The sequence below is a fragment of the Nostoc sp. DSM 114160 genome (genome assembly GCF_053470305.1).
Map to the genome: position 1 here is coordinate 1,897,964 of NZ_JBPFGO010000001.1, position 24,727 is coordinate 1,922,690.

Consider the following 24,727-nt stretch of genomic DNA (forward strand, 5'->3'; position numbering starts at 1 on the left):
ATTTATCAATATACTAAGCTTTCGAGCCTAACTCTACTTGCAGAAGTTAATACTTTTTGTAAGTAGAGTTTAATTATTACTACTTTTAGTTAGAAGTAGCAGCATAGCTTGATGACGAAGCAGTAGCACTATTTGGAGTGACGGTAGCGTTAGTATAGGTTACGGCTACATTGTTGAGGCCGCCGGTTGCTGAAGCATCTGCATCAGCTTGTGCAACGCTGTTGAATTTAGGGGGCTTGGGCTTGGGCACAACAATGACAATTACCTTACCCTTAGTACCACCAATAATTTCTTCAGTGGTATTTTCCAAGTAGTTCAGATCAGAAATAATCATTTGAGTTCTCCTAAAATTTGTAACTGTTGTTGGGAATATTTGGTATAACCAACTTGTTTTATTTGGCTATACATCTAATATACTTTATTTCTCAAAAAAGTCAACACTTTTTTGAAGGATTTTTGATTAAAAAAACTAATACATTTATGTTGAAAAATCATTATATCTAGTCCTATTTTAAGTTAGAAAAACCTGCATGACAAATTTAAGCAGAAATTAAAATAATTACTGCCTAGCAATAGTTGTAGCGATTAACTTGAATTTTGAAATAACGCAAATACAGCACTTTGTAGATATATTCACAAAACACTAAAAAGTAAAAAATATTAAGTTTTTAAGTAAATAAAATCTGTATCTGCAACATTTTTGAAGCCTCAAGGAATCTTCCATAACTTAGGTAGATACTTAGCGACAAAAACATTTGAAAATTATTAAATTATTTAGTCTTGGTGTATAACATATCTATTAATTCCTCTTGTGAACTGTCTGAGTCTATTTGAGTCACTATTTTCATCGTGGTGATTTGTTGCTTTAACCAATCAGAAAAGGATTCTGTAATGATTTTTTGGCGCAACTGTTCATCTAATTGGGGTTGAATGACTTCTTCCACCCAAATTAAATACACTCCCTTGGGAGTCGTTATCGGTTTGAGAGCTTCTGGTGGTGCAGCAGCAAAGACAGCGGCTGCAATCTCTGGACGAAAATCTTTGCGGTATCGGAGTCCTTTGTATCCATAAGCGCGACGAGCTTCTGGTTCTGAGATATATAGACGAGCAATATCTGGAAAACTGATTTCGCCTTCTTCTAGGGCATAAAAAAGTTCTAAAGCCAAGTCTCGATCCTCGAAGACAACTTCGTAGGTAACGGCGGCGATATAATCTAGCTGATGTTCGTAAAAGTGCTTTTCCAGTTGATCGGAAAATAGATGATTCGCTAACTTCCGCGAAAGGATGTTGTTGTAGGCTAATTCTTCAAACTGATCTACAGAGAGGTGGTGTTTTTCTAGCCATGACCAGGTGTCTTTAGCTTTGACAAGCTTCTTGGCGAACCTTAAGTTATCTCCTTCTTGCTGTAGTTCTTCTGGCGTGACTGTAATTCCTGCCGCTTGAGCTGCTTCGGCAATAATACTTTGCGATGCGATCGCTTCTACAACAGCAGGTATCTGACAGGAGAGTTTAAGATTGTGAATGATATCTGAGGTAGAAATGGTCAGATTGTCGGGCATAACACTATATCTCCAATAATTCAGGGGATTGGGCATCCCTTCTCTGCGAGACGCTAAACGAACGGCTTACCTCGCAACGCTTGGTACAAGTTGCTCAGAGCAAGTGAGCACGCGGCATTAATTATTCCTCCAATCTCCCTTGTCCTATTTCCTGATTTGGGTGCGATATCTTTCACTACATCTCCAAACCGCCCTTTTTCAGTTTTTTAAACGGATCTAGAACAAAGTCAATAACTCGGCGTTGACGAATGATCACTTCAGCATTTGCTGTCTGTCCCGCACCTAATGGAATACGTTTGTTGCCATTTTGGACATACTGCTGGTCTAAGGTGATTTCTAATTCATAGGTTTCGATGTTGCCTTGGGGTGTTTGGCTAACTTTCGAGTCAGGCGAGATCCAAGTAACTTTTCCTGGTACGATGCCATACTCTTGGAAAGGATAGGCATCAAACTTAACTTTTACTGGCATTCCTACCTTCAAGAAACCGCTATCCTGATTAGGCATATTGGCTCTGAGTACGAAGTCTGTTGTTGCGGGTGCAATTTGGGCAATCCTTTGACCGACTTGTACCACCGCTCCTGGTTTAGTGGTGGGTAATTCAAAAATCACCCCATTAATCGGCGATCGCACCATGCGCTGCTGAATTTGTACTTTTATAGATGTAAGCTGACTTTTAGTCTGAGCGATTTCTGATTGCGTTGCTGTTATTTGTCCCTGTAAATCTTTTAGCTGCTCCTGATTTTTCATTACAGCCAGTTGTCCGGCTTGCGTGGTACTTTTATAACTACTTTGTTCTTCTTGCAGTCGGAGTTTTGCTTGTTTGATATCAGACTCCAACGTTTTGATGGTTACTTGATAATTATTTAGCTCTTGGGCTAAACGTAATTGAGCTTGTTTAATATCTGATTGAGACTTTTTATAAAGTCGTTTGCTTTCTTCCTCTTGTTTTTTGATTTCATCAACTTGGGTTGGAGAAACTGCGCCATCTTGAACGAGTGTGCTAAAGCGTTCAGTTTGCTTAGAATTTATACTCAAAAGTTTTTTAGCCGATTCTTGATCGTCGCGACTGCTGGAAATTTGCTGCTCTGCTTGTTTAACTGATGATTGTTTTTCTAACTTTTGGAGGTTATAGCTACTCAGTTTGGCATCCAGGTTTTGCTGCACCTGGTTAACTTGAGCCATTTTTTCTAATTCTTGGGATTTATTTTGTTGTTCTAAAAGATTCGTTGACATTAAAAGTTGATTTTTCAGCATTTCCAGTTGGGATTGCCGATTTTGTAGCCCTTGCAATTTGCTCTGGACTTGTTGCAGTTCCGTTTGTAGCAACTCAGAATCCAGTTCTAGTAAAATCTGGCCGGCTCTAACTGTATCTCCTTCTTTGACTGTAACTGCTTTGACACTTCCACCAGCTTGAGCGTCTAATTTTTGAGTTGCGCCTTTAGGTTCTATACGCCCTCTGGCGCTACCAGTTTCATCGACTTTTGAAAGAGTTGCCCAAGGCAAGAATAGACCAGCAAAGCCGATGAGCGTATATAACAAACCACGAGTCCAAATTCGAGGTAAGGCATCGAGTAGTTTTTCTGTACCGTAGTACAAATCTTGACTTTCATTTTCTGCCTCTGTTTGCTCGTCAAATACCAATTCCTCTTGCTGTTTGTAAGCTTGATATTGATCTTGCTCATCTGGGGGGAGTGGGGACGATCTGTTGGGATGTGGCATGGTTTTATTTCCAATAACAGTAGATGGGGAGTGCGGAAGAAATCAATTCAAAACTTGTACTGAGCTTGTCGTTGGCGTAGCCTCTTTGCTAGGAGAAGTATTCAAAATTGTTTACGCACAGTCTCGTCGAGAAGAAAAAGACTGCCCAATGCCCATCAACTAACTTGAGACATCTGTTGTTGATTCAGGTAGTAATAATGACCTTTTTTAGCGATTAATTCGTCGTGGGTACCGCTTTCTACCAAAATACCTTGATCTAAAACCAGGATTAAGTCCGCGTTGCGGACTGTAGAGAGGCGGTGGGCAATAATTACACTTGTGCGTCCTTTAAGAATTGTTTTGAGGTTGTTTTGAATAATTCGTTCTGATTCTGAGTCTAGGTGACTAGTGGCTTCATCAAACAGTAATAACCGGGGATTTCCGAGCAAAGCACGAGCAATAGCTAGGCGTTGTCGCTGTCCACCAGAAAGCATTCCGCCGCTTTCACCAATTTCGGATTCGTAACCCATCGGTAATTTTTGAATAAATTCATCGGCTCCAGCATATTTTGCTGCTTGGCTAATTTCTTCTGAAGAAGCATTTGGATTAGCGATCGCAATGTTTTCGCGAACAGTCCCACCAAAAAGAAAAGTATCTTGGTCTACAACGCCGATTTGGGAACGCAGCGATCGCATAGATACACTGGTGATATCGTGACCATCAATGAGTATTTTGCCATCTGTCGGTGGGTATAAACCTAAAATTAATTTACTGAGAGTTGTTTTTCCAGAACCACTGCGCCCTACGACTGCAACCATCTGTTCTGGTTGAATTTCAAAGTTGAGATTTTCTAATACATTAGTATCGCTTTCTGAGTGATAACGAAAAGTAACATTCTGAAAACAAATGTTACCGCGAAGTTTACCCAACGATTTACGGGGTTTAATTGCTAAGTCTTCTTCTGGTTCCGCCTCCAATACATCATTAATCCGTTCGGTAGAAATCACGATTTCCTGTAATTCATTCCACAGCAAAGCTAGCCTTTGGAAAGGACTCAAGACGTTACCCACCAACATATTGAAAGCAACTAGTTGTCCAATAGTTAGTTCGTTATTAATTACCTGGGTTGCTCCGTACCACAACAATGAAGTATTTACAAAGGTGTGGATGATACCACTGATAATTTGCAAGCGATTGTCAATTATTTGAGCATTAAAGTCTTTTTTGATTAAATCATTTAGCAGTTCCTCCCAACGCCAACGCACTGTCTGTTCAATTGCTAATGAGCGGACAGTACGAATTCCGCTCAGGGATTCTATGAGATAGCTTTGTTCTTTGGTAGCTGCATTAAAAATATCTCTGGAGATGCGGCGCAAAATACTTGTGCTGGCCAGCGCCAAGATAAAAAATGGCGGTACAGTACACAGCACGAATAATGCCATCCGCCAGCTATAGGAGAACATCAAAGCCAGATAAACCACTAATGTCAGCATATCCAAGACAATGGAGAGTGTCTGACCAGTAAGGAAGTGCTGAATTTTCTGGTTTTCTTGGATGCGCGAGATTATATCCCCAACGAAACGCGACTCGAAATAAGCAAGGGGCAAACGGAAGGTATGTTTGATGAAGCCTACGAGTAAGGCGATACTAATGCGGTTAGCAGTGTGAAATAACAGATATTGCCGTACACCGTTGACAGCAACACCAAACAACCCAAAAACAATCATTCCCAAACCAATGGCGTTTAAGGTTGGAACACTGCGTTGCACAAGTACTCTGTCGAGCAACAACTGGGTAAATACTGGCGTTACTAACCCAAATAATTGAATGACTATCGAAGCTATGAAAATTTCTAGTAATGTTCGATAGTGAGGTTTGACTAGCTCAAAAAATTTCCAGAAGCTTCTACTTTCGTCTTTAGCACTTTTTAGTAGAGCTGTCGGTTGTAGTAACAATGCATAACCAGTCCAACCTGCTTGAAATTCAGCTTTTGTCAAACTGCGTTGACCAAGAGCCGGGTCACATACAATCACCCGCTTAGGAGTGATTTCATAGACAACAATAAAGTGTTTACCTTCCCAGTGAGCAATTGCAGGTAAAGGCTGTTCTGCTAATTTATCAAGAGTAGCTTTCACTGGACGGGTGGCAAAACCCAGGTATTCTGCTGTTGCTGCCATCGCTTTTAGGGATGCACCGTTGCGAGTGACATTGGTCATATCCCGTAGGCGATTGATACTAAAATGTTTGCCCCAATAGTTACCAATCATCACCAAGCAAGCAGAGCCACAATCAGCTGCACTTTGTTGGGCATAGAAGGGATAGCTTTTGGTAATCCGCTTCCACCAATGCCCCATTTGTACTTTCGGACTGGGAAAGTAAAAACGTGATTTTTTTGTTGGCTGTTGTTGTGACGGCTTCTCTCTTTGGGGAAAAGGAATAATTTTAGATTTTGGAGATTGGGAAGTTTTTTCTCTAGTACCTAATCTTCTGCGACGCACTGAGCCGGTCGTTGTGTCTTCAGTCTCTAATTCCGTTTCGCTGACACTCATACCAAAAGCCCACTCCCCCAACTCCGGGAAGTATTCTAGTGCTGTTTGCATTTGGTCGTTTTTCAGAATGTAAGCAATCGTTGGTTGCGTTGTTTGCCAATCTCCTTGTTTTGGTTGAGCAAAGATTGTACCTGGTGTCAAAGAATCGCCTTCAGAATGCCGCAGTTGACCTTTGTATAATAACCACAACTGTGAATCTTCAGATATTTGTGGATTTAGTGAGCCAGTGTCTAACTGATGTCGCTCAAACAAAGATAAGGCTTTGAGCATTCCTGAAACTTGTGATGTATGGCGTGGGAATTGCGATACTTGGCGACATAACAACAACAAATCCCAAAGTTCTGCACGCGCAAATAGGCGATCGCGAATGTTAGGATACTTGTCTATCAACCTTTGCAATGCTTCTTGCCTGAAATAGCCAAGTTTTAGGCTTGTCGAAGCTCTAACTACATAAGGACTAAAGTTAGCTTCGGGAAACAAGGTCAATTCACCAAAAACAGACCATGCACCAAAGGTAGTAATTAAATTCTCAGAGCTATCTAATAGTCGGACTTTACCTATAAGAATAATATATATACCAGGATTCGCCTGTGCAGATTCCCAGAATTGCTTTGCTGATGGTGGCTCCACAATTTCCATTTCTGCCAAGAAGTTCTCTAATTCTTTTTCTGAGAGTTTTGTATCCAAAGTGTACAAAATTCTTTCACCCACATTTTGCTCAGAAAGCACTGGTGGCATTTTTTCATCTCCAAAAAAAAATTTACTTATCAGTCGGAATCCAATTCAAAACTTCATTAAAAATATTATTTAATCCCGTATTTTCACCGAGGAAACTCTCAGCTTTATTAAAGTAGAGTTGAGAAAGAAACAGTATGCTAGTAAAGCATCTATCTTTTACATACAAGGTATTTTTATTGAGCAGGCAATCTACAAGTTGTTGCAGCGAGTTATTGATGTGGCAATAACTAGTGTAAAGGCTAGGATATCGAGCTAGAGCTTTGTTTAACGACATTTAGCTTCAAAAGCAACTAACTGCATTGACAGCCTCCGCACAAATATGGATTGCTCATTTTTGCAATCAGCAGTGGTTGTCAGCGCTCGTTAACAGGAATTATTTTCGCAATCTAATTTGCTGTATGTAGCAATAGCTATGCAAAGTATTTCATTCCTCAATCACAAACTGAAGTTTTTTCTAGTTCAGGACAATGTTATGGCTGAAAGTTATTTCATGCTCTTGAACAACACCTGAATCGGAAGAATTTTTAAAAGAATGTTTTCAGACATTCCTAACTTTTTAACAGCCTTGTCTTGACTTAAATGGTGTGACATAATTGTAGTTAGAAATTGCATTGAGTCCTAAATTATGTGAAAACGTAATTCATTAGCAGTTGTGTGAACAAAGCCTGACAGCAAAAAAACCACAACTACAAATCTGACTAACGTTGTAGTGTTAATCAGAAATTTAGACAATGTGCAATTAGCTCCCAGCATATTCCCTAGTACTTTGGCGAGTCTAGGGGATAGTCTCCGGGATAGCTTTATCCCGATCGTGCAACCTGCAACAAAAGAAGATTTTGAGTAGGCTACAGGAAACAGAAGACGATAAAACTATAAAGCTATAAAAGCACATCGTAATTTTGTTTAAGTAGTATTTTACCAATTAAGCAAAATTACACTTAAACAAATATTACTTAAGTTTGCTTGGAGATTCCAGAATGGATCTTTTTCCAGCACTGCTTAGTATCTTTTAGGGAGCATCTAGCAAGCTATTTAACGTTTGTATTATACCTCCTATAGTGTAACAAATGCAAGTAACCAAAAGAGACTTGCGAACATCATCATATTTACATACAAACATGATATTTACATAATTAGCTTACACTCTTTCTGTTCTTAAATTTAGATATTTTAGTAGTTTCTTAATGTAAATTTTCTGACAAGTCACCTAATAGATGATATTTAACAAAAAAAATATATTTAACAACCATTTATACATTAAATCTTTAAATAGCGAGGTGGCATAACATGATGCTAGCCATAACGGCGACTATTGTTTGCTTAAAGATAATATTTAAGTTGTTTAAATTAGCTGTGAGGTAAAACACATTAATGTTGTGATCGGGCGCACACACTAGTTAACTAAGGCAATCTTAGCATTTTTTCCATCAAAGGGATAGCAGCAATACATATTACAGCTTGATAGAAGTTGAGAAATAACCATCATGTTTAAATGAGCCTATAGTTCAAAAAATGACAATAAATCGCAAATTCGTCTTTTAAAACCTAAGATTGCGATTCGATCGAGTCAAGTAATAATAAATGGATAAATTCAATGGTGGTTATAGAGTCAGTGCCCTGACAAAGTGTAACACCATCGATTTGGTAAAATATAGATAAATCATCCATAGCGGTTCTTAATCAGATAAGGTACATCCTCAAAGTTAAAAAAAAATATATCCAGTCCAGTTATACCTCAGTTGCAGAGGAACCGCTATAAAAGCAACCAATATCACTTTAGTTGCGATCGCCAATCCTGTTGCTGTATATTTATCCATTGGAAAATCTACTTGATGAGAAAATTATCCCTGTGCGATCTAGGGATCTTTATATTACTCTCAACAGAGAATATTTAAATGCTTGTTTCTCCGTGCTTGGTTCCAAACGCAAAGATTTATTTAAATGGTGATTAGCTTAAAAGACCATAGGACTTACGCACAAGTTACGAAATAACGAACCGCAGAGGCACAGAAAACATTGAAAAATCAGAGTTTGAGAGATATTTTGCGTAAGTCCTAAACCGCTAGGGAATTCAGTTTCTAAGTTGTGGCGCGATCGCTGAATTTTCCGCTTGGCTTGCTCTATGAAAGGAGTTTGTGTCATACTTACATAAACTACTAATTACCAAATCTCGGTCGATTTTAAGTAGTATTTTCGGGGGCATTGGGAAGCATTAGAAGTAATACAGTTAGGGCAATGAGGATTGGGGGTGAGGGAAGACTGGCGTCGTGCGAAAAATTGATATTCCTACAAACTTGAGATGCTTCCATATTGAAAAACATCTCTGATTTAGTAGTACAGTGAATTACGAAGGAGTACTTATGTCACAGTTGGAGCAAGCAGTGCCAGACACCTTTGTAGCCCAAGGCTTAGAAACTCTCCCCAATATTTTCGACCAAGTTGAGGCTCTGGCCAAAGATTTTGCCACCCGCGCAGGGGCACATGATAGAGATGCTTCCTTTCCCTTCGAGAATTTTACAGTTTTGCATGAGGCAGGATTACTCAACCTCACCATTCCACGTGAATTCGGTGGCCAGGATTTGGGTTTGGCAACTATCTGTCGGGTGATTGAAGGGATAGCACGTGGCGATGCTTCGACCGCATTAGTACTGACAATGCACTATCTTCAACATGCTCATGCAGCCCGTAGCCGTCGCTGGCATCCAGAAGTGTATAAACGGCTGTGTCGTGAATCAATCGAAGGCATTGCCCTGCTGAATGCTGCCCGTGTTGAACCAGAGCTAGGAACGCCAGCCAGAGGCGGATTGCCAGCGACAATTGCCGAACGAACAACAGAAGGCTGGCGTTTAACAGGACATAAGCAATACACCACAGGCAGTCCTATCCTCAGCTATTTTGTTGTTTGGGCACGGACAACTGAAGATGAACCACAAGTTGGGAATTTTCTGGTTCCGCGCGATCTGCCAGGTTTGCGAATTGTCGAAACCTGGGATCACTTGGGAATGAGAGCTACGGGCAGCCATGACCTCATTTTAGAGAATGTATTAATTCCTTTAGAGTATGCTCTAAATATCAACCCAATATCTGCTGCGCCATCTTTCGATCCGCTAATTTCCACTTGGGGCAGTTTGACAGTGAGTGCTTTATATCTCGGTGTTGCTAGTAGTGCGCGAGACTGGCTTGTTAAATATCTTTGGGAGCGATCGCCTTCTAATCTCCAAGAGCCACTGGCAACTCTGCCACGCTTCCAAGCTGCCGTGGGTGAGATAGAAGCACTACTGTTTGCTAACAATAGATTGATTTATAGTTTGGCTCAAGATATTGACAACGGTAAGTATGAGCCTAACGTAGTATTACAGGCACAAGCTGTTAAATACCTCACCACAACTAACTCGATTCGTGCTGTAGAAATTGCCTTGGAACTAACTGGCAATCCTGGTTTATTAAAAAGAAATCCTTTAGAGCGTCACTACCGTGACGTTTTGTGCAGCCGTATACATACGCCGCAAAATGATGTTATTTGTCAATCTTTAGGAAAGTCGGTGCTGAAAGTTAAGTGATTGGGGAGCAGAGGAGCAGAGGAGCAGGTGGTCACTGAGCGACTTGCCTTGAGCGAAGTCGAAAGGAGCCGAAGTGGGAGTAGGGAGACAAGGGGGACAAGGGAGACAAGGAGGACAAAGAGGAATTATTCAACAAGTTTCTTCCTTGTCTACCCCTCTTTCTTGCCTCCCTTGTCTCTTCTCCATACCCAATGCCCAATATTTAGTATCCTGCTTGTTTATCTACAACATTCCGCAAGGGCTGACCGTTTTGGTAGCGTTGAAGATTGTCGATAAATAGTTGTGCTATGCGCTCTCTGAGGCGTGGCGACAAGGCTGAACAATGGGGTGTGATAAAGGCATTCGGTAGCGACCATAAGGGACTTTCTGGCGGCAGAGGTTCGGTTGCAACAGTGTCTAATCCAGCACCCGCAATCCAGCCCTCACGTAGTGCGGTAAGTAATGCGGCTTCATCTACGATCGCACCACGAGCAATGTTAATTAGGTAAGCAGACTGACGCATAGAGCGCAATGCAGCTTCATCGATCGAGCCTTTAGTTTCTGGGGTTAATGGTGTCGCAATAACTACATAGTCTGCGGCTGGGAGGAGCGATCGCCACTCATCAGCGCCTACAACTTTATCAAAATTCGGTAGGGGTTCGGGATGGCGGCGACTACCCCAAACTGTGACTCCAAAGGCTTTAGCACGGGATGCGATCGCTTGACCGATATTTCCTGTGCCGAGAATTAATAAAGTCGCGTCTGCTAACTCTTCGAGAAACACTCCTCTTACCCAAGTGTGTTCATTCTGCAAAGTTTGCAATTTCCGCAGATTCTTGGCGTGATAGAGCATAAATGCCAGTACAAATTCCGAAATTGGAATTGCATGAACTCCTGCGCCATTGGTGAGGATGATGTCCTTTTGCAAAAAAGTTGGCGTGAGAATGTGATTCACGCCAGCACTCGGTGACTGTTGCCAACGCAGCGCGGGTGCTGCTGTCAATACTTTGTCAAGAGTAGAGGTTTTCAGGTAAAATCCATTGACATAAATCTCTGCATCACTGGCATCACCATCGAGATTACCTTCACTATCCACCTCTACTACATCGATATTAGATGGTAGGTGTGGCTCTATATCTGCAATCAGATGATCGGGTAAAATTAATTTCACCATTAGCTACTCCCTAATTCAATATTGGATTTGGATTTTGGATTGTGCAACCAATCGGCAGCACCTCTGCATTTTTAATTTTTAATTTTTAATTGTTTAGTATCCTGCTTCTTTATCTACTACATTTCTTAATGGCTGACCAGCTTGGTAACGCTTTAGATTGTCGATAAATAGCGCTATTGAACGCTGTTTACTCTTGGGTGAATGACCGGAAGTATGAGGGGTGATAAAGATGTTAGGAAGTGACCACAAAGGACTTTCTGGTGGTAACGGTTCTGAGTTAACTGTGTCTAATGCTGCACCTGCAATCCAACCTTCTGTGAGCGCTTTTATTAATGCTGATTCATCGACTACGCCGCCGCGAGCAATATTAATTAGGTAGGCATGATTTGGGAGCGACCGCAATACAGATTCATCAATCAATTCTTTGGTTTCGGGAGTTAGAGGTGTTGCAATAACTACATAATCCACCTCTGGCAGGAGCGATCGCCATTCATCAGCACCTACTACTTTATCAAAATTTGCTAGTTCCTGGGGATGACGACGACTGCCAATAATTCTTAAGCCGAAGGGTTTAGCACGAGCGGCAATTTCTTGACCAATACCACCAGCGCCAATAATTAGCAAGGTTGCATCTGTTAATTCTTGGATAGCAAAGCCTCTTTTCCAGTGACGTTCAGCCTGTAGAGCATATAATTCTGGCAGGTGCTTGGCATGAGCCAGTATGTAAGTAATGACAAATTCTGCGATCGGAATTCCATGTACTCCAGCCCCATTAGTGAGGATAATATCTCTTTGCAAATAAGTTGGTGTCAGGATGTGATTCACCCCTGCATTTGGTGCGTGATGCCAACGCAATGCTGGTGCTGATTCTAGTATTTTATGCAGTATAGGACTTCTCGATAAAAACCAACTGAAATAAACTTCAGCATCGCTAGCATCCCCATCTAGATTTCCTTCAACATCTACTCGTACAATCTGTGTATTGGGTGGTAGATGTGGCTCAATGTCAGCAACCAAATCGAGCGGCAAAATGAGCTTCATTGTAGATTACCTCTTCTTTATTTACAAGGCTATATCTGGAAATTGCCTATGCTTGACAAAAAACCGAGTATCATTTTTTAGGATAAATTATAATGAGATTTATTAATATCTCAAAGCTGATTATTTAATTTGCAAACACATAAATTCTATATCAAAATATTTGTTATTATATTTATACGCTCTTATCTCGGTTCCATATACTTGAAAGCCCAGCGATAAATAAAGTGGTTTGGCTAAAAAATTGCTTTTAACAATATCAAGTAATAATATTTCTACTTCGTTAATAGCTTTCGCTCTTTCAATTAATTTATTCAATAATAGTTTACCTATACCTTTCCTCCGATATTCTTGTTTAACATACATGCTACTAATATGTGCTTTATGCCGGAGTTTTATTCTGGATTCTTGGTTAAATGCGACTATTCCAATTAAATGTTTATCCTCAAAACATCCCAAAATGAAATTGTTGTTATCTACTGGAATTCTATCCCGAAATTGTTCTATCGTCTTAATTACTTCTTCTTGATATGTTGTGCCAAATGAATCTGGATTTTGCTCTAAGGCTTCTAATCTGATCTGTCTATAATCTTCTGCATCATCCTTTGTTAATTTTTTGACGATCATTAAATTAAATATCAATAATAAATATTTGTGTATTATTGATTTTCAATAAAGCGATATAGATTATATTTTAGTTTATCTAGCTCGTAAATATAGAAAAAATTACCCAGACCAGCACACAGGAGAGTTGGGAGGTATTTTGAGTGTTCATAAATAATTTTTTATTGCTATAGGTAAGTTTTAATCTCGAAGTAGCCTATTTACCGCAGCTACCTCAAGTTGAATATTGATTGACTACTAAAAGCTTAAATTTTAACTACTCAGCTGTAATAACTGGTTGTTTACTTGAGTATTTTCATTGCTCATTACTCGTTCTAAAACAGCTTCTCTGATATTGATAAACACTTCGCTACTTCGATCTCGCGGGCGTGAAAGTTTTACAGGTAAATCCATAGAAATCTTTCCTTGATCGATCACTATCACTCGGTCTGCCAACGCCACAGCCTCTTCCACATCGTGAGTAACCAAAAACGCAGTAAATCTTCGCTCTTGCCACAAGTTTTCAATCAAATGCTGCATTTCTTGGCGAGTTAGAGCATCCAATGCTCCCAAAGGTTCATCTAGCAACAACAAACGGGGTTGACTGGCTAAGGCTCTGGCCAATGATACCCGTTGCCGTTGTCCTCCAGACAAAACATAAGGCCACTCATCAGCTCTATCTTTAAGTCCGACTTTATTGAGTACCCACAAAGCTTTTTCACGCCAATTACCTTCTAAGCCCAACCCTACGTTCTGAATAACGCGCTTCCACGGCAGCAAGCGGGGATCTTGAAACATCACTGTTACAGAGCGGCTGAGTCTATGTAGTGGTTCTCCATCAAGTAGTATTCCACCTGAAGTTGCTCTATCTAATCCTGACACAAGACGCAATAAGGTACTCTTACCACAACCACTTCGTCCGACAATAGCGACAAACTCACCTGCTTCAACTTCTAAATTCAGCGAGTTTAAAACAGTTTTCTTGCCAAAAGATTTCGTCAAATCCAAAATACTTAGTTGTGTACCCTGTACATTTGAACTCACTTGCAAAACCTCCTTTTGAGAACAATTGGAATTTAATTATTTGATGAGATGTTGAAGAAAGGAAATTACATTTAAAATCAAGATTTTTCAATCTTTGATTTTGGTGAATTTAGCATTTAGGACTTTTGATAACTGGGGTTCCAAGACAAGAATTTTCTTTCTAAACCTCTTGCAACAGCATCTGCTAATTTCCCTAGTAGTGCATAGATTACAATACTCAAAACCACAACATCGGTTTGCATAAATTCACGGGCATTCATTGCCATATAACCAAGACCGGAATCTGCTGCGATCGTTTCTGCTACAATTAGTGTCAGCCACATAATCCCCAACGAAAAACGAACACCAACGAGAATCGAAGACAAAGCTCCTGGAAAAATAATTTGCCACAGAAGTTGTGGTGTTTTTAATCCATAGACTTTTCCCATTTCAATCAGTCCAGGGTCAACACTACGGATACCATGAAATGTATTGAGATATATTGGAAAAAATACCCCCATAGATACTAGAAATAATCTAGCTTGATCGCCAATACCAAACCAGAGAATCACTAGCGGAATTAATGCCAAATTAGGGATAGTCCGGAGCATTTGTAAGGAACTATCCAATAACTTTTCTGCGGTACGGGAAAAGCCATTGAGCAATCCTAAACCGAACCCAATACTGCCACCAACTATAAAACCAGATATCGCCCGCCCAGCACTAATTCCTATATGTTGGAACAGTTCTCCAGTTGAGCCAAGTTTAATTGCTGTAGCGATTACACCACTAGGGGCTGGTAAAATCCTGGTTGAAAGTAAGCCAGTTCTAGAAGCAAGTTCCCAAAGAATTAATATGGTAACAGGCACAATCCAAGGAACTATTTTCTCAACTTGCGGGTTGTCTAACACCTCGCTCAGGGATATCTTGTTTTTGCTTTTGGTGCTTTTAAAGGTAATAGTCATGGAATTTGGGATTTTAGATTGTTCCAAAGGATGAATCTAGAAGCATCACCAACGTAATTTGTAATTTGCTCTTTAATTACGAATTACGAATTACAAATTAGTCATGAAGCACTTGTAAGTTGTTTCGCAAATTGTTCATTGGCGAAATCGTCGCCAACAGAACTCAAGACTGGTGGTGTTAAAGGTGCAGGTTCGCTTTGCAAAGGTAGGCGGGGAAATAATAATTCAGCGGTGCGATACGCTTCTTCTAAATGGGGATATCCAGAGAAAACGAATGTTTCTATCCCCAAATTGCGATATTCCAGCATCCTAGCGGCAACGGTGTCAGGATCTCCGACTAAGGCCGTACCAGCACCACCCCGCACCAATCCAATTCCTGTCCAGAGGTTGGGGCTAATTTCTAAGGCTTCTCGACTGCCACTATGTAGTTGACTCATGCGCCGCTGTCCTTCAGAATCAGATTGAGCTAAGTCTTTCTGAGCTTTAGCGATCGCATCCTCATCCACATACTTAATTAGCTCATTGGCTGCATCCCAAGCAGCTGACTCGGTTTCTCGCACAATTACATGCAAGCGAATCCCAAAACGAACTGTTCTGCCTTGTTCAGCCGCCAATTTCTTAACTTCGGCAATCTTTTGGGCCACTTGTTGTGGAGGTTCGCCCCAAGTCAGGTAAACATCTATATGTTTAGCAGCAACCCGCTTGGCGGCAGCAGATGAGCCACCAAACCACAAAGGTGGATAGGGTTTTTGAACTGGTGGAAATAAGAGTTTACCACCTTTGATATCCAGGTAGTTTCCTTTAAAATCGACTGTTTCCCCACTGACGATACCCCGCCAAACTCTGAGAAATTCATCGGTTAAATCGTAGCGATCGTCATGACTAAGATGCAAGCCATCCCCAGCCAGCTGCACCGGATCTCCACCTGTCACTACATTAATTAACAATCTTCCTTTAGAAATTCGGTCAAATGTTGCTGCCATCCGTGCAGCAGCACCTGGGGAAGTAATTCCTGGACGAATTGCCACCAGAAACTTCATCTGCTTGGTGACAGATATAAAAGCGGCGGCGGTTATCCAAGCGTCCTCACAAGAACTCCCTGTAGGTAACAATGCGCCTGTGTAGCCTAAACTATCCACAGCTTGGGCAATTTGCTGCAAATAATCAGGTGTGGCAACACGAGAGCCAATATCTGTGCCTAAATAGCGTCCGTCATGAGATCCAGTAGGAATAAACCAGAGAATTTGCATTTGTGTCAGACAGGGTACAAGGGTTTTCCTACGATAGATCGATCGAATTACCGTAGTTTATAGTCAGCATTTTACAGGAAATTATTTAAAACACCAGTGATAGATTAACGATTCATAAAGAATAACTGCCCACAAGATTGACGTTTTTACGCACAATTCCAATAATCATGACACTTTTTTTGCAACAATAGCTGTCGTGAAGAATACAAGTTTTGTGTCAATTACCCACATTTATTGCGACTTGAAAGTGTTCATTTCTGGTTTCATCGACAGAAATCTTGCTAATTTGCACTTTCTAAGTCTGTGTTTGGATAAAGGTTACGAGCTTTGCGTTCTTGGGTTGGCTTTCAGCAAACAGCAATTCGGTTCGAGCGCAATTCCCACTTTACTGCGGAAGTTAAATACACTTTTAGCAAATCCTTAGCCCTTGCTATCAATGGGTCTATACGCCACGGCGTAAATAGAGCAACCATTTCAAATCCCTAAAAAGCTTATTCCCTGACACTTTGGACTTTTGACTTCCGCCTTGCCGTAGTAGTGTCCTTTTCAATAGTGCCACTGTAGTTATAGGACTAGTATTTAATTGCGTGAAAAAACTTAGCACAACTTCAAGAGGCTTCTTTCCTGCTCCCTGTTCTCCGTTCCTAGCGCTGCACTGAGCCGGTCGAAGTGTTACCTCCCTACACAAATAATTTTAGAAATCAAACCGGATTCCTATATCAACTTACTTAGGCTTAGTAAAGTGGCGGCCATCTTCATGGCTAAGAATTTTGATATATTTTCGCCTGATGAAAAAGTACTAGGTCTTGCATTGTACCAAGCTCTATGCAAAGATAATGCTACGAATGTACGGTAAGTCGATAGAACTATCGTACTTAGCGAACGATTGATGCTGTCAAAATATAGCTGATTAGAAAATAGTGTTTTCAATTAATGTTAATTGGCAAATAATATCTAGATCAAGCTTGAGTCAATGTCAATAGCCATTGATGAACTTTATACAGCATAACTCAAAAAAAGGATTTTAGGATGTATTAGAAGGATCATTTCATATAGCGTGTGGTTGAGTTTCCCTTAAAAGTAGAGAAGTTCTTGCTAAGGCAGTCATTGTCTGATTCTAGATGTTTTTAGGATTATTTTAAACGTCAGAATTCTTAGTTTGCTGTGAATTTTGGATTGGACATTTAACTACTTAGTACTGGTTTCGATACTTATCAGAACTTTGCACTTTTTTTAGCGGCTAAAGCCTGGGTGAATCTATGTTCTAATCGTTTTGTAAAAACATTAGAGCAATGATTTGTCTTGTCTTTTATGTCAAATCAAGGGCGAATTTATTCATCTTTAAGGTTGAGGAGTTAAGGAGTCATGTCGAAATTTCGCTGGAATTATAGATCCATAGTGTTGCTGCTTTCGGTGCTAGATATTATAGCTATACTGGTTTTTCATCCAGCTAAAAGTCAGGCGGAATTACCTAAATCTGATGTATCTACTATTGTAGAAGAGAACAAAGCTCCAGAAGCAGTTGTCAATCAAACAGTAGACACTTCAATTGCACCAGTCACTCGTAAAAAAGCTCCAAACGAGCTTCAAGATCGAGTGACACCTGTCTCACAATTGTTGCAAGTTGCACCGCCAGCTAACAAAAAAGCTCCAAATAATGCAGCAGGACAAGTGACATCCGTCTCGCAACTATCAGATATTAAGCCGACAGATTGGGCATTTCAAGCATTACAGTCTTTAGTTGAGCGCTACGGTGTAATTGCAGGATATACAGATGGTACATTTAAAGGCGATCGCTCCCTAACGCGCTATGAATTTGCTGCTGGGTTGAATGCAGCTTTAGATCGCCTCAATGAACTAATAGCGACTTCAACGACAGATTTAGTCAAACGGGAAGACTTGGATACCATCAAAAAACTACAAGAACAATTTTCTCCAGAACTCGCTCAACTTCGGGGACGCGTAGATAGCCTGGAAGCACGAAATGCGAAGTTAGAATCAACTCAGTTTACAACCACAACCAAACTTATAGGTCGAGCTCAGATTGTTGCTGGCGAACTTCTGGCGGGTAATAATGTCGTCACTAAGAGACCAGCACCTAACAATCTCACACTTCAAGGCTCAACGACTTTACGGTTAAACACCAGTTTTAATGGTAAAGATTCACTAGGTATAACAATAGGAGGTGGAAATATTGAATCACTTGGACAAACAAGAGCTGGATTATTGGGAACTTATGAGGGGAGAACTGCTGATAATTCCAGTATTACTTTTGCACGCAACACTCTTATTCTCAGTGGTGTTCGCTATCGGTTTTTACCTTTTCCAAATACCCAAGTCAACATTTATCCTTTGTCTGATGGAGCTAGTGAGATAGGGTCTTTCTGGTCCAGTGAATCCATATTTTGAATCGTCTTCTGCGACTGGTGCTAATGGGATTTCGCGATTTTCACGGCGGTCTTTGGTCTATAACTATGGAGATAGCGGCCCTGGAATTGCCATACTCCAGGGATTAGGCAAACAGGTTCAATTCGGGATAGCGTATAGCGCACCAAACGGCGGTAATCCCACACTTAATAACGGTTTATTTACAGGCAGATATTTAGCTTTAGCACAGTTAATATACTACTCCGGTAATCGGAATTTTCGGGTAGCGGCAACTTACGTTAATACCTATAGCCCACCAAATACCATAGGTTTTAGCGGCACAAATTTCGGCCCAGCAGTCGGGAGTAACCTGGTAAACAGCACCGTGCCTGGAGTAGCAACTCTAGGCAACCTTTATGGCTTACAGGCGTTCTATCAAATTAATTCCAAGTTGGCAATCAATGGGTGGGTAAGTTATGGGGTACACACCTATTTGGGGCGCGGAAATGCTGAAGCTATGGATTGGGCCGTAGGACTGGCATTCCCGGATCTATTTAGTGAAGGTGCTTTAGGGGGAATTTTAGTTGGTATGGAGCCAAAACTCATCAGTCTTAGTAATAATATAAATTTGGGAAAAGGTCTAGGACAAGCGGACAGAGATACTTCTCTGCACGTTGAGGCATTCTACCAATATAAAATCGGAGATAATATTGAGGTGACGCCAGGTTTGATCTGGATTACTGCGCCTGATTCGGATTCCAGCAATCCTGATAGTTTATTTGCTTGGGTTCGTACTGTCTTTAGGTTTTAACCGAATCGCACTCCCCGGACTGAATAAAAACAGGACTTACATTCGTTTAATCAAAAGTCCGGGGATTCTTGAGTCTTAAGGGAGCGAATGTTAGTGCCGCAAGACAAAGACAATTCAATTTCGCGTCTTTTCTATCTAGATAAAACCGTTTAAAAAAATTTATTAAACTATGGCAAACTTATCGAATTTAAGTATTTTATGAACTTAAATTCGACCACTACACAAAAGACGTTATAAAGCAAGTTCTTGAGAAAGATAACTCCGTTGATTTTACATAAATTTACGTTTGAAGTTGTTTGGTAAAATACTTGCTTTTTGTCGAAAACTGTGAAAGACTTTATTATGTCTAAACTACGGTTTATCGATCAAGATAATGTATTAAGCAATATCAGAGCTAGTAAGAACCTGTATTAAGCGATCGCGATTTCTAGATTTTTAAATATTTATTTTGCAGCATGGATGGGGTGAAGACTCGAAGCTTAAGAGTTTATTGATGGAGGGAAATGGTAGATGCTAAAGACGTTAACAAACGATTTTGAACTCGACTTAGAAGCAGATGTACTTGTGATTGGAGGCGGGCCAGCTGGAACTTGGGCGGCATGGAGTGCTGCATCAAGTGGAGCTAAAGTTGTCCTGGTGGATAAAGGGTATTGCGGCACAACTGGATGCGCTGCTGCATCTGGGAATGGTGTGTGGTACGTGCCACCCGATCCAGAAGCACGGGAAACAGCAAAGGCGAGCCGGGAATCGTTAGGTGGGTTTTTATCCGATCGCAATTGGATGGATCGGGTACTGAATCAGACTTATGAAAACGTCAATCAGTTAGCAGAGTGGGGTTATCCCTTCCCTACCGATGATGAAGGTAAACCCTACCGGCGATCGCTGCAAGGGCCGGAGTATATGCGGCTGATGCGGCGGCAAATTCAACGCGCCAGAGTAAAGATTTTAGACAACAGCCCCGCCTTAGAATTACTGGTTGATGACGATGGTGCTGTTGCTGGTGCAACAGGTGTAAACCGTCAAACTGGTGAGAAATGGATAGTGCGATCGCAGTCCACAATTATCGCCACAGGTGGCTGTGCATTCTTGAGTAAAGCGTTAGGATGCAACGTCCTGACGGGGGATGGTTATCTGATGGCGGCAGAAGCAGGAGCCGAGATGTCGGGTATGGAATTTTCTAATGCTTATGGCATCTCTCCCGCCTTTTCTTCAGTTACCAAAACCCTGTTTTATAATTGGGCAACTTTCACCTACGAAGACGGTACTGTAATTCCAGGGGCAAGTTCTCATAGACGTTCAGTAATAGCCCAGACATTACTGCAACAGCCAGTTTACGCCATCATAGACAAAGCGGCGGAATCGATGCGGCCATCTATGCGTTTAGCACAGCCCAACTTCTTTTTACCCTTTGACCGTGCAGGTATCGATCCCTTTACCCAACGTTTCCCTGTGACTCTGCGCCTAGAGGGAACTGTGCGCGGTACGGGAGGAATTCGGATTGTAGATGAGAGTTGTGCCAGTTCTGTACGGGGACTCTATGCGGCTGGAGATGCCGCTACACGGGAACTGATTTGTGGCGGATTTACTGGCGGTGGTAGTCATAACGCGGCTTGGGCAATATCTTCTGGCTATTGGTCAGGAAAATCGGCTGCTGAATATAGCCGCAGTTTGGGAGAACATAAAACTCAACGACAAGTTAAGGGAGTTGGAGAGGTAGGATTACAAAGTGGGAGGCATCGCTCCTTAGCAACTGATGAAATTATTCAAGCAGTCCAAGCTGAAGTATTCCCTTACGAAAAGAACTATTTCCGTACAGAACAAGGCTTAACCGAGTCTTTGAGTAAGCTAAATCATCTTTGGCAAGAACTTCGCAGTAGCCAGGTAACATCAGATAAAGAGCTAATCCGGGCGCGAGAAGCTACGGCAATGGTAGCTACAGCGCGGTGGATGTACAGCAGTGCCATTGAACGGAAAGAAACTCGTGGGATGCACAAACATCAAGATTATCCCGAACTTGATGCTAACCAGCAACATCACCTGATTAGTGGCGGATTAGATCGAGTTTGGGTGAAAACTCAGCCACTACTCAATACAGAACATATTTCCCAATCTAAAATCGTTCGACTGAGCGAAGTCGAAGTCCAAAATCCAAAATCTAAAATAGGGGTGGCAGTGTGATTGAGTTGGTCAGCGAGTCGCGGTGCATAGAATGTAATATCTGCGTGAATATTTGTCCAACTAACGTGTTTGACAGAGTACCGAATGCGCCGCCAACCATTGCCCGACAGAGTGACTGCCAAACCTGTTATATGTGCGAATTGTACTGTCCAGTTGATGCTCTTTATGTCGCACCAGAAAGTGATGTAACGACTTCAGTCAATGAGGCAGAATTGGCAGAAGTTGGGCTACTGGGTAGTTATCGGGAAAACATCGGTTGGGGACATAAACGTACTTCAACAGCAAAAGCCGATCAAACATTCCAAATTTTGAAGCAGATGAAATAGTGCGGCGGAGAAAATAGTCATGCTGTCGTTAACATTAGGAACAAGTTCTATCAGTAAAAATAAATTTTCTTCAAAATTATCAACTTCAGTGGCTTGTTTCCTACTGCTACTAACTACAGCGTGTAGCCAAGGCGAAACTAAATCTGCTCAATCTATTGAGGCTGTTAATGTCAATAATGCTGTTGCATCTAATAACATTTCTACCCTACGAATAGGTTATGTAGGTAATTCAGAACCTACAGGATCGCTGGGTTGGGCAAAGAAAAAAGGAATATTAGAACGGGAGTTGAAAAAAGCGGGATTTAAAAATATTACTTTTGCAAGGTTTCCTAACGGGCCGAATCTAAATGAGGCGCTTGTCGCTGGACAATTAGATGTTGGTTCTTTAGGGGATACACCAGCGATAGTTTTGAAAGCTAGGGGTCAGGAAACGCGACTGTTAAGGATTAGCCAATTTAATACAACTGCCTGGTTAGTAGCGAAAAAGAATGGCCCGCGATCGCTTGCTGAACTGAAAGGTCAAAAAATAGCTACCCAAAAAGGCTCTTATATGCATAGATACCTACTGGGTCTATTAGCTGAAGCTAAAATTGCCAAAGATGTAAAAATTGTCCATTTGATGACTACTGAGGCAAAAGCAGCTTTGGAACGTGGTGATGTAGCAGCTTATGCAACTTCCAGCGATCTTGGGCCTTTTCTGAAATCGCAAGGGTTTCCAGTGATTGATTCTTCGGCAAATCATCAGGGTTTGTCAGGAACATCATTAGTTGTGGCGACCGAAAGCTTTCTAGCAAAACAGCCTGATTTCCCACAGAAATTTAATGCAATTCTGACAGAAGCAGCCAAAGATTTAAAAGCTAATTCTGAAGAATATTATCAGTATCACGCTCAAACTACTAAATATCCCATTAACATCATTAAAGTATCATTCCCACTCAAACAGGTATCAGAAGAACCATTACCAGCCGAGGGTGTGAAACTTTTAGAGGGAACAAAGAAATTTTTAGTATCGCAGGGTTTAGCAAAGTCAGACTTTAAATTAACAGATTGGGTTGCTAAAGAACAGCCTCGTTAATTTTATCTGTTTTAGCTTTTTACACAATAATACTCCTCAGTTTTGAGGGAAGTCTTATGACTATTGCTGTTGCAGCTAATATATACAAGTTTGTGGAGAAGGACATAATTAGCTTTGCTGATTATCGAGATTTTATCTTTACTAATCTCGCCACATTATATGTAAAGAAAAATCCCAACTTCTTCAAAAAAATGCTGGTAAGAAGAAAGTAGATAACCTTCTTAATCAGTACTATCTACCCAATCCAATTGAAAAATCAGGTAGAACCTATGACTATTGCATTAGAACGTCCCAAAAAAACTAGATCCGCTCAAATTCGGGAAAAACTGGGTTATCCGATTATTGACACTGATGTGCATACCCAAGAGTTTCCCCCAGCATTCTTGGACTATTTAGAGCAAGTTGCTGGAACTGCGATCGCAGAACGTTTTCAAGAACACTTACCCGGTGCATCTCGCTCTAAATGGTTCAAGCAATCTTGGGATGAACGCCGCACTTACCGCACCGCCCGCCCTCCTTTCTGGACTCGTCCCACTAACGATCCCTTAAATTTAGCTACCGTTAGTTTGCCAAAGTTGCTGCACGAACGCTTACAAGAAGCTGGTACAGACTTTGCTGTTGTGTACCCCAACTTGGCAACGATGGCACCACACATCGGTCATGAGGAGATGCGGCGGGCTGTTTGTCGGGCAGCTAATACTTACCACGCTGATATTTTCCGTCCTTATAGCGATCGCTTAACACCAATTGCCGCTATCCCCATGCATACGCCGGAAGAGGCGATCGCAGAATTGGAATATGCGGTGAAAGTACTGGGACTCAAAGCAATTCAAATCCCCGGACATATCCGCCGTCCGATTCCCGCCTTCGAGAAGTATGGCGAAGAAGTAGCCAACGAAGCTATTTGGATTGATACCTTTGGCTTGGATAGTAAATATGATTACGATCCCTTCTGGGCGAAGTGCGTAGAACTAAAAGTTGTTCCTACCACCCACTCTTCCGGTATGGGCTGGATCAATCGACGTTCCATTAGCAATTACCAATACAACCATATTGGTCACTTTGCATCGGCTGGAGAAGCACTGTGTAAATCTCTGTTCTTTGGTGGTGTAACTCACCGCTTCCCCACACTCAAGTTTGCCTTTTTAGAAGGAGGTGCAGCTTGGGGTGCTAGTTTGTACACTGATTTAATTTGGCACTGGGATACTCGCAATAAAGACCATTTGGTGGAAAATAACAATCCCGCCAATATCGATCGCGAAGAACTGTTAGAACTATATACCCGTTACGGTGGCGAATTAGTAGATGGTCGTTTGGATCAACTAGGTAGTGGTTTAGGTTTCCACGCTGATTTATTATCTCCCCTAGAACCAGGTGATTTGGATGAATTCGCCGTTGCAGGAGTTACCAAGCCAGAGGATATCCGCGATCGCTTCTTGAATCACTTTTACTTCGGGACAGAATCGGATGATACCCGTGTAGCTCAAGCTTTTAACCGGAAAGCTAATCCTTATGGCGATCGCGTCAAAGCCTTCTTAGGTTCCGATTCTGGTCATTGGGATGTACCTGATATTACTGCGATCGCTGCTAATACGTATTCAATGGTAGAACGCAAGATTATCACCGAAGAAGATTTGCAATACTTCCTGTCAATTCATCCCTTGGAGTTGTACACCAGCCTGAATCGTGACTTCTTCAAAGGTACGGCTGTGGAGAAAACCGCAGATGAATTTTTGGCTGGGAAAGGGGCTAGGGAGTAAAGAGGTGACAGGTTAGAGGTGACAGGTTATAGGAAATAATCTATACCCTGTCACCTGTAACCTCTCCCCTAAT

Annotated in this window: 17 protein-coding genes and 1 pseudogene; 7 read left to right on the plus strand and 11 right to left on the minus strand. The window is 41.4% G+C overall.

Features of this window, described 5'->3' with window-relative positions; all coding sequences use genetic code 11:
* Nucleotides 1–85: 85 nt before the first annotated feature.
* The 5 genes from NSTCB13_RS08670 to NSTCB13_RS08690 all read right to left on the minus strand — a co-directional run bounded on the left by NSTCB13_RS08670 (nucleotide 86) and on the right by NSTCB13_RS08690 (nucleotide 8,687).
* Nucleotides 86–334 carry a hypothetical protein gene (locus NSTCB13_RS08670; RefSeq protein ID WP_448272017.1) on the minus strand — a complete coding sequence of 83 codons (249 nt, stop codon included), beginning with the start codon at nucleotides 332–334 and terminating at the stop codon, nucleotides 86–88.
* Nucleotides 335–770: 436 nt separating this feature from the next.
* A complete protein-coding gene (locus NSTCB13_RS08675; protein ID WP_448272018.1) occupies nucleotides 771–1,559 on the minus strand; it encodes a peptidylprolyl isomerase in 789 nt (262 codons plus the stop codon).
* 175 nt (nucleotides 1,560–1,734) lie between these two features.
* The gene (locus NSTCB13_RS08680) at nucleotides 1,735–3,279 is read right to left on the minus strand and encodes an HlyD family efflux transporter periplasmic adaptor subunit (protein WP_448272019.1); all 1,545 of its coding nucleotides are present in this window, start codon (nucleotides 3,277–3,279) and stop codon (nucleotides 1,735–1,737) included.
* A gap of 155 nt (nucleotides 3,280–3,434) precedes the next feature.
* Nucleotides 3,435–6,545, minus strand: coding sequence for a peptidase domain-containing ABC transporter (locus NSTCB13_RS08685; protein WP_448272020.1), 3,111 nt, complete (start codon nucleotides 6,543–6,545; stop codon nucleotides 3,435–3,437).
* A 1,953-nt stretch (nucleotides 6,546–8,498) separates the two neighbouring features.
* Nucleotides 8,499–8,687, minus strand: a complete 189-nt coding sequence (locus NSTCB13_RS08690) for a hypothetical protein (RefSeq protein WP_448272021.1) — start codon at nucleotides 8,685–8,687, stop codon at nucleotides 8,499–8,501.
* Nucleotides 8,688–8,905: 218 nt separating this feature from the next.
* On the opposite strand from NSTCB13_RS08690, the gene NSTCB13_RS08695 reads away from it, so the two are divergent.
* Complete coding sequence (locus NSTCB13_RS08695; RefSeq protein ID WP_448272022.1) at nucleotides 8,906–10,105, plus strand: acyl-CoA dehydrogenase family protein; 1,200 nt, start codon at nucleotides 8,906–8,908, stop codon at nucleotides 10,103–10,105.
* Nucleotides 10,106–10,307: 202 nt separating this feature from the next.
* On the opposite strand, the gene NSTCB13_RS08700 is transcribed toward NSTCB13_RS08695, so the two are convergent.
* The 6 genes from NSTCB13_RS08700 to ssuD form a co-directional block, all read right to left on the minus strand.
* Nucleotides 10,308–11,258, minus strand: a complete 951-nt coding sequence (locus NSTCB13_RS08700; protein WP_445629188.1) for a D-2-hydroxyacid dehydrogenase — start codon at nucleotides 11,256–11,258, stop codon at nucleotides 10,308–10,310.
* Between the two features lie 93 nt (nucleotides 11,259–11,351).
* The gene (locus NSTCB13_RS08705) at nucleotides 11,352–12,299 is read right to left on the minus strand and encodes a D-2-hydroxyacid dehydrogenase (RefSeq protein ID WP_445629189.1); all 948 of its coding nucleotides are present in this window, start codon (nucleotides 12,297–12,299) and stop codon (nucleotides 11,352–11,354) included.
* Between the two features lie 120 nt (nucleotides 12,300–12,419).
* Nucleotides 12,420–12,923 (minus strand): GNAT family N-acetyltransferase, encoded by a 504-nt coding sequence (locus NSTCB13_RS08710; RefSeq protein WP_445629190.1) that lies wholly within the window; start codon nucleotides 12,921–12,923, stop codon nucleotides 12,420–12,422.
* Nucleotides 12,924–13,172: 249 nt separating this feature from the next.
* On the minus strand, nucleotides 13,173–13,943 hold the full coding sequence (locus tag NSTCB13_RS08715) for an ATP-binding cassette domain-containing protein (protein ID WP_445629191.1): 771 nt from the start codon (nucleotides 13,941–13,943) through the stop codon (nucleotides 13,173–13,175).
* 116 nt (nucleotides 13,944–14,059) lie between these two features.
* A complete protein-coding gene (gene ssuC, locus NSTCB13_RS08720) occupies nucleotides 14,060–14,887 on the minus strand; it encodes an aliphatic sulfonate ABC transporter permease SsuC (RefSeq protein WP_448272023.1) in 828 nt (275 codons plus the stop codon).
* 101 nt (nucleotides 14,888–14,988) lie between these two features.
* Complete coding sequence (gene ssuD / locus NSTCB13_RS08725) at nucleotides 14,989–16,137, minus strand: FMNH2-dependent alkanesulfonate monooxygenase (RefSeq protein WP_445629193.1); 1,149 nt, start codon at nucleotides 16,135–16,137, stop codon at nucleotides 14,989–14,991.
* Nucleotides 16,138–17,502: 1,365 nt separating this feature from the next.
* Between ssuD and NSTCB13_RS08730 the strand changes: the two are divergent.
* The 6 genes and pseudogenes from NSTCB13_RS08730 (at nucleotide 17,503) to NSTCB13_RS08755 (ending at nucleotide 24,654) form a co-directional block, all read left to right on the plus strand.
* A pseudogene (locus NSTCB13_RS08730) lies at nucleotides 17,503–19,315 on the plus strand (iron uptake porin).
* Between the two features lie 510 nt (nucleotides 19,316–19,825).
* A complete protein-coding gene (locus NSTCB13_RS08735; RefSeq protein WP_448272024.1) occupies nucleotides 19,826–21,493 on the plus strand; it encodes an FAD-dependent oxidoreductase in 1,668 nt (555 codons plus the stop codon).
* Nucleotides 21,490–21,819 carry a 4Fe-4S dicluster domain-containing protein gene (locus NSTCB13_RS08740; RefSeq protein ID WP_104905538.1) on the plus strand — a complete coding sequence of 110 codons (330 nt, stop codon included), beginning with the start codon at nucleotides 21,490–21,492 and terminating at the stop codon, nucleotides 21,817–21,819. The genes NSTCB13_RS08735 and NSTCB13_RS08740 overlap by 4 nt, the downstream gene beginning before the upstream one ends.
* A gap of 19 nt (nucleotides 21,820–21,838) precedes the next feature.
* Nucleotides 21,839–22,894 carry an ABC transporter substrate-binding protein gene (locus tag NSTCB13_RS08745; RefSeq protein WP_445629197.1) on the plus strand — a complete coding sequence of 352 codons (1,056 nt, stop codon included), beginning with the start codon at nucleotides 21,839–21,841 and terminating at the stop codon, nucleotides 22,892–22,894.
* A 56-nt stretch (nucleotides 22,895–22,950) separates the two neighbouring features.
* Nucleotides 22,951–23,106: a hypothetical protein gene (locus tag NSTCB13_RS08750; RefSeq protein ID WP_445629198.1), complete on the plus strand. Its 156-nt coding sequence runs from the start codon at nucleotides 22,951–22,953 to the stop codon at nucleotides 23,104–23,106.
* A 57-nt stretch (nucleotides 23,107–23,163) separates the two neighbouring features.
* Nucleotides 23,164–24,654, plus strand: a complete 1,491-nt coding sequence (locus NSTCB13_RS08755; protein WP_448272025.1) for an amidohydrolase family protein — start codon at nucleotides 23,164–23,166, stop codon at nucleotides 24,652–24,654.
* Nucleotides 24,655–24,727: the final 73 nt, after the last annotated feature.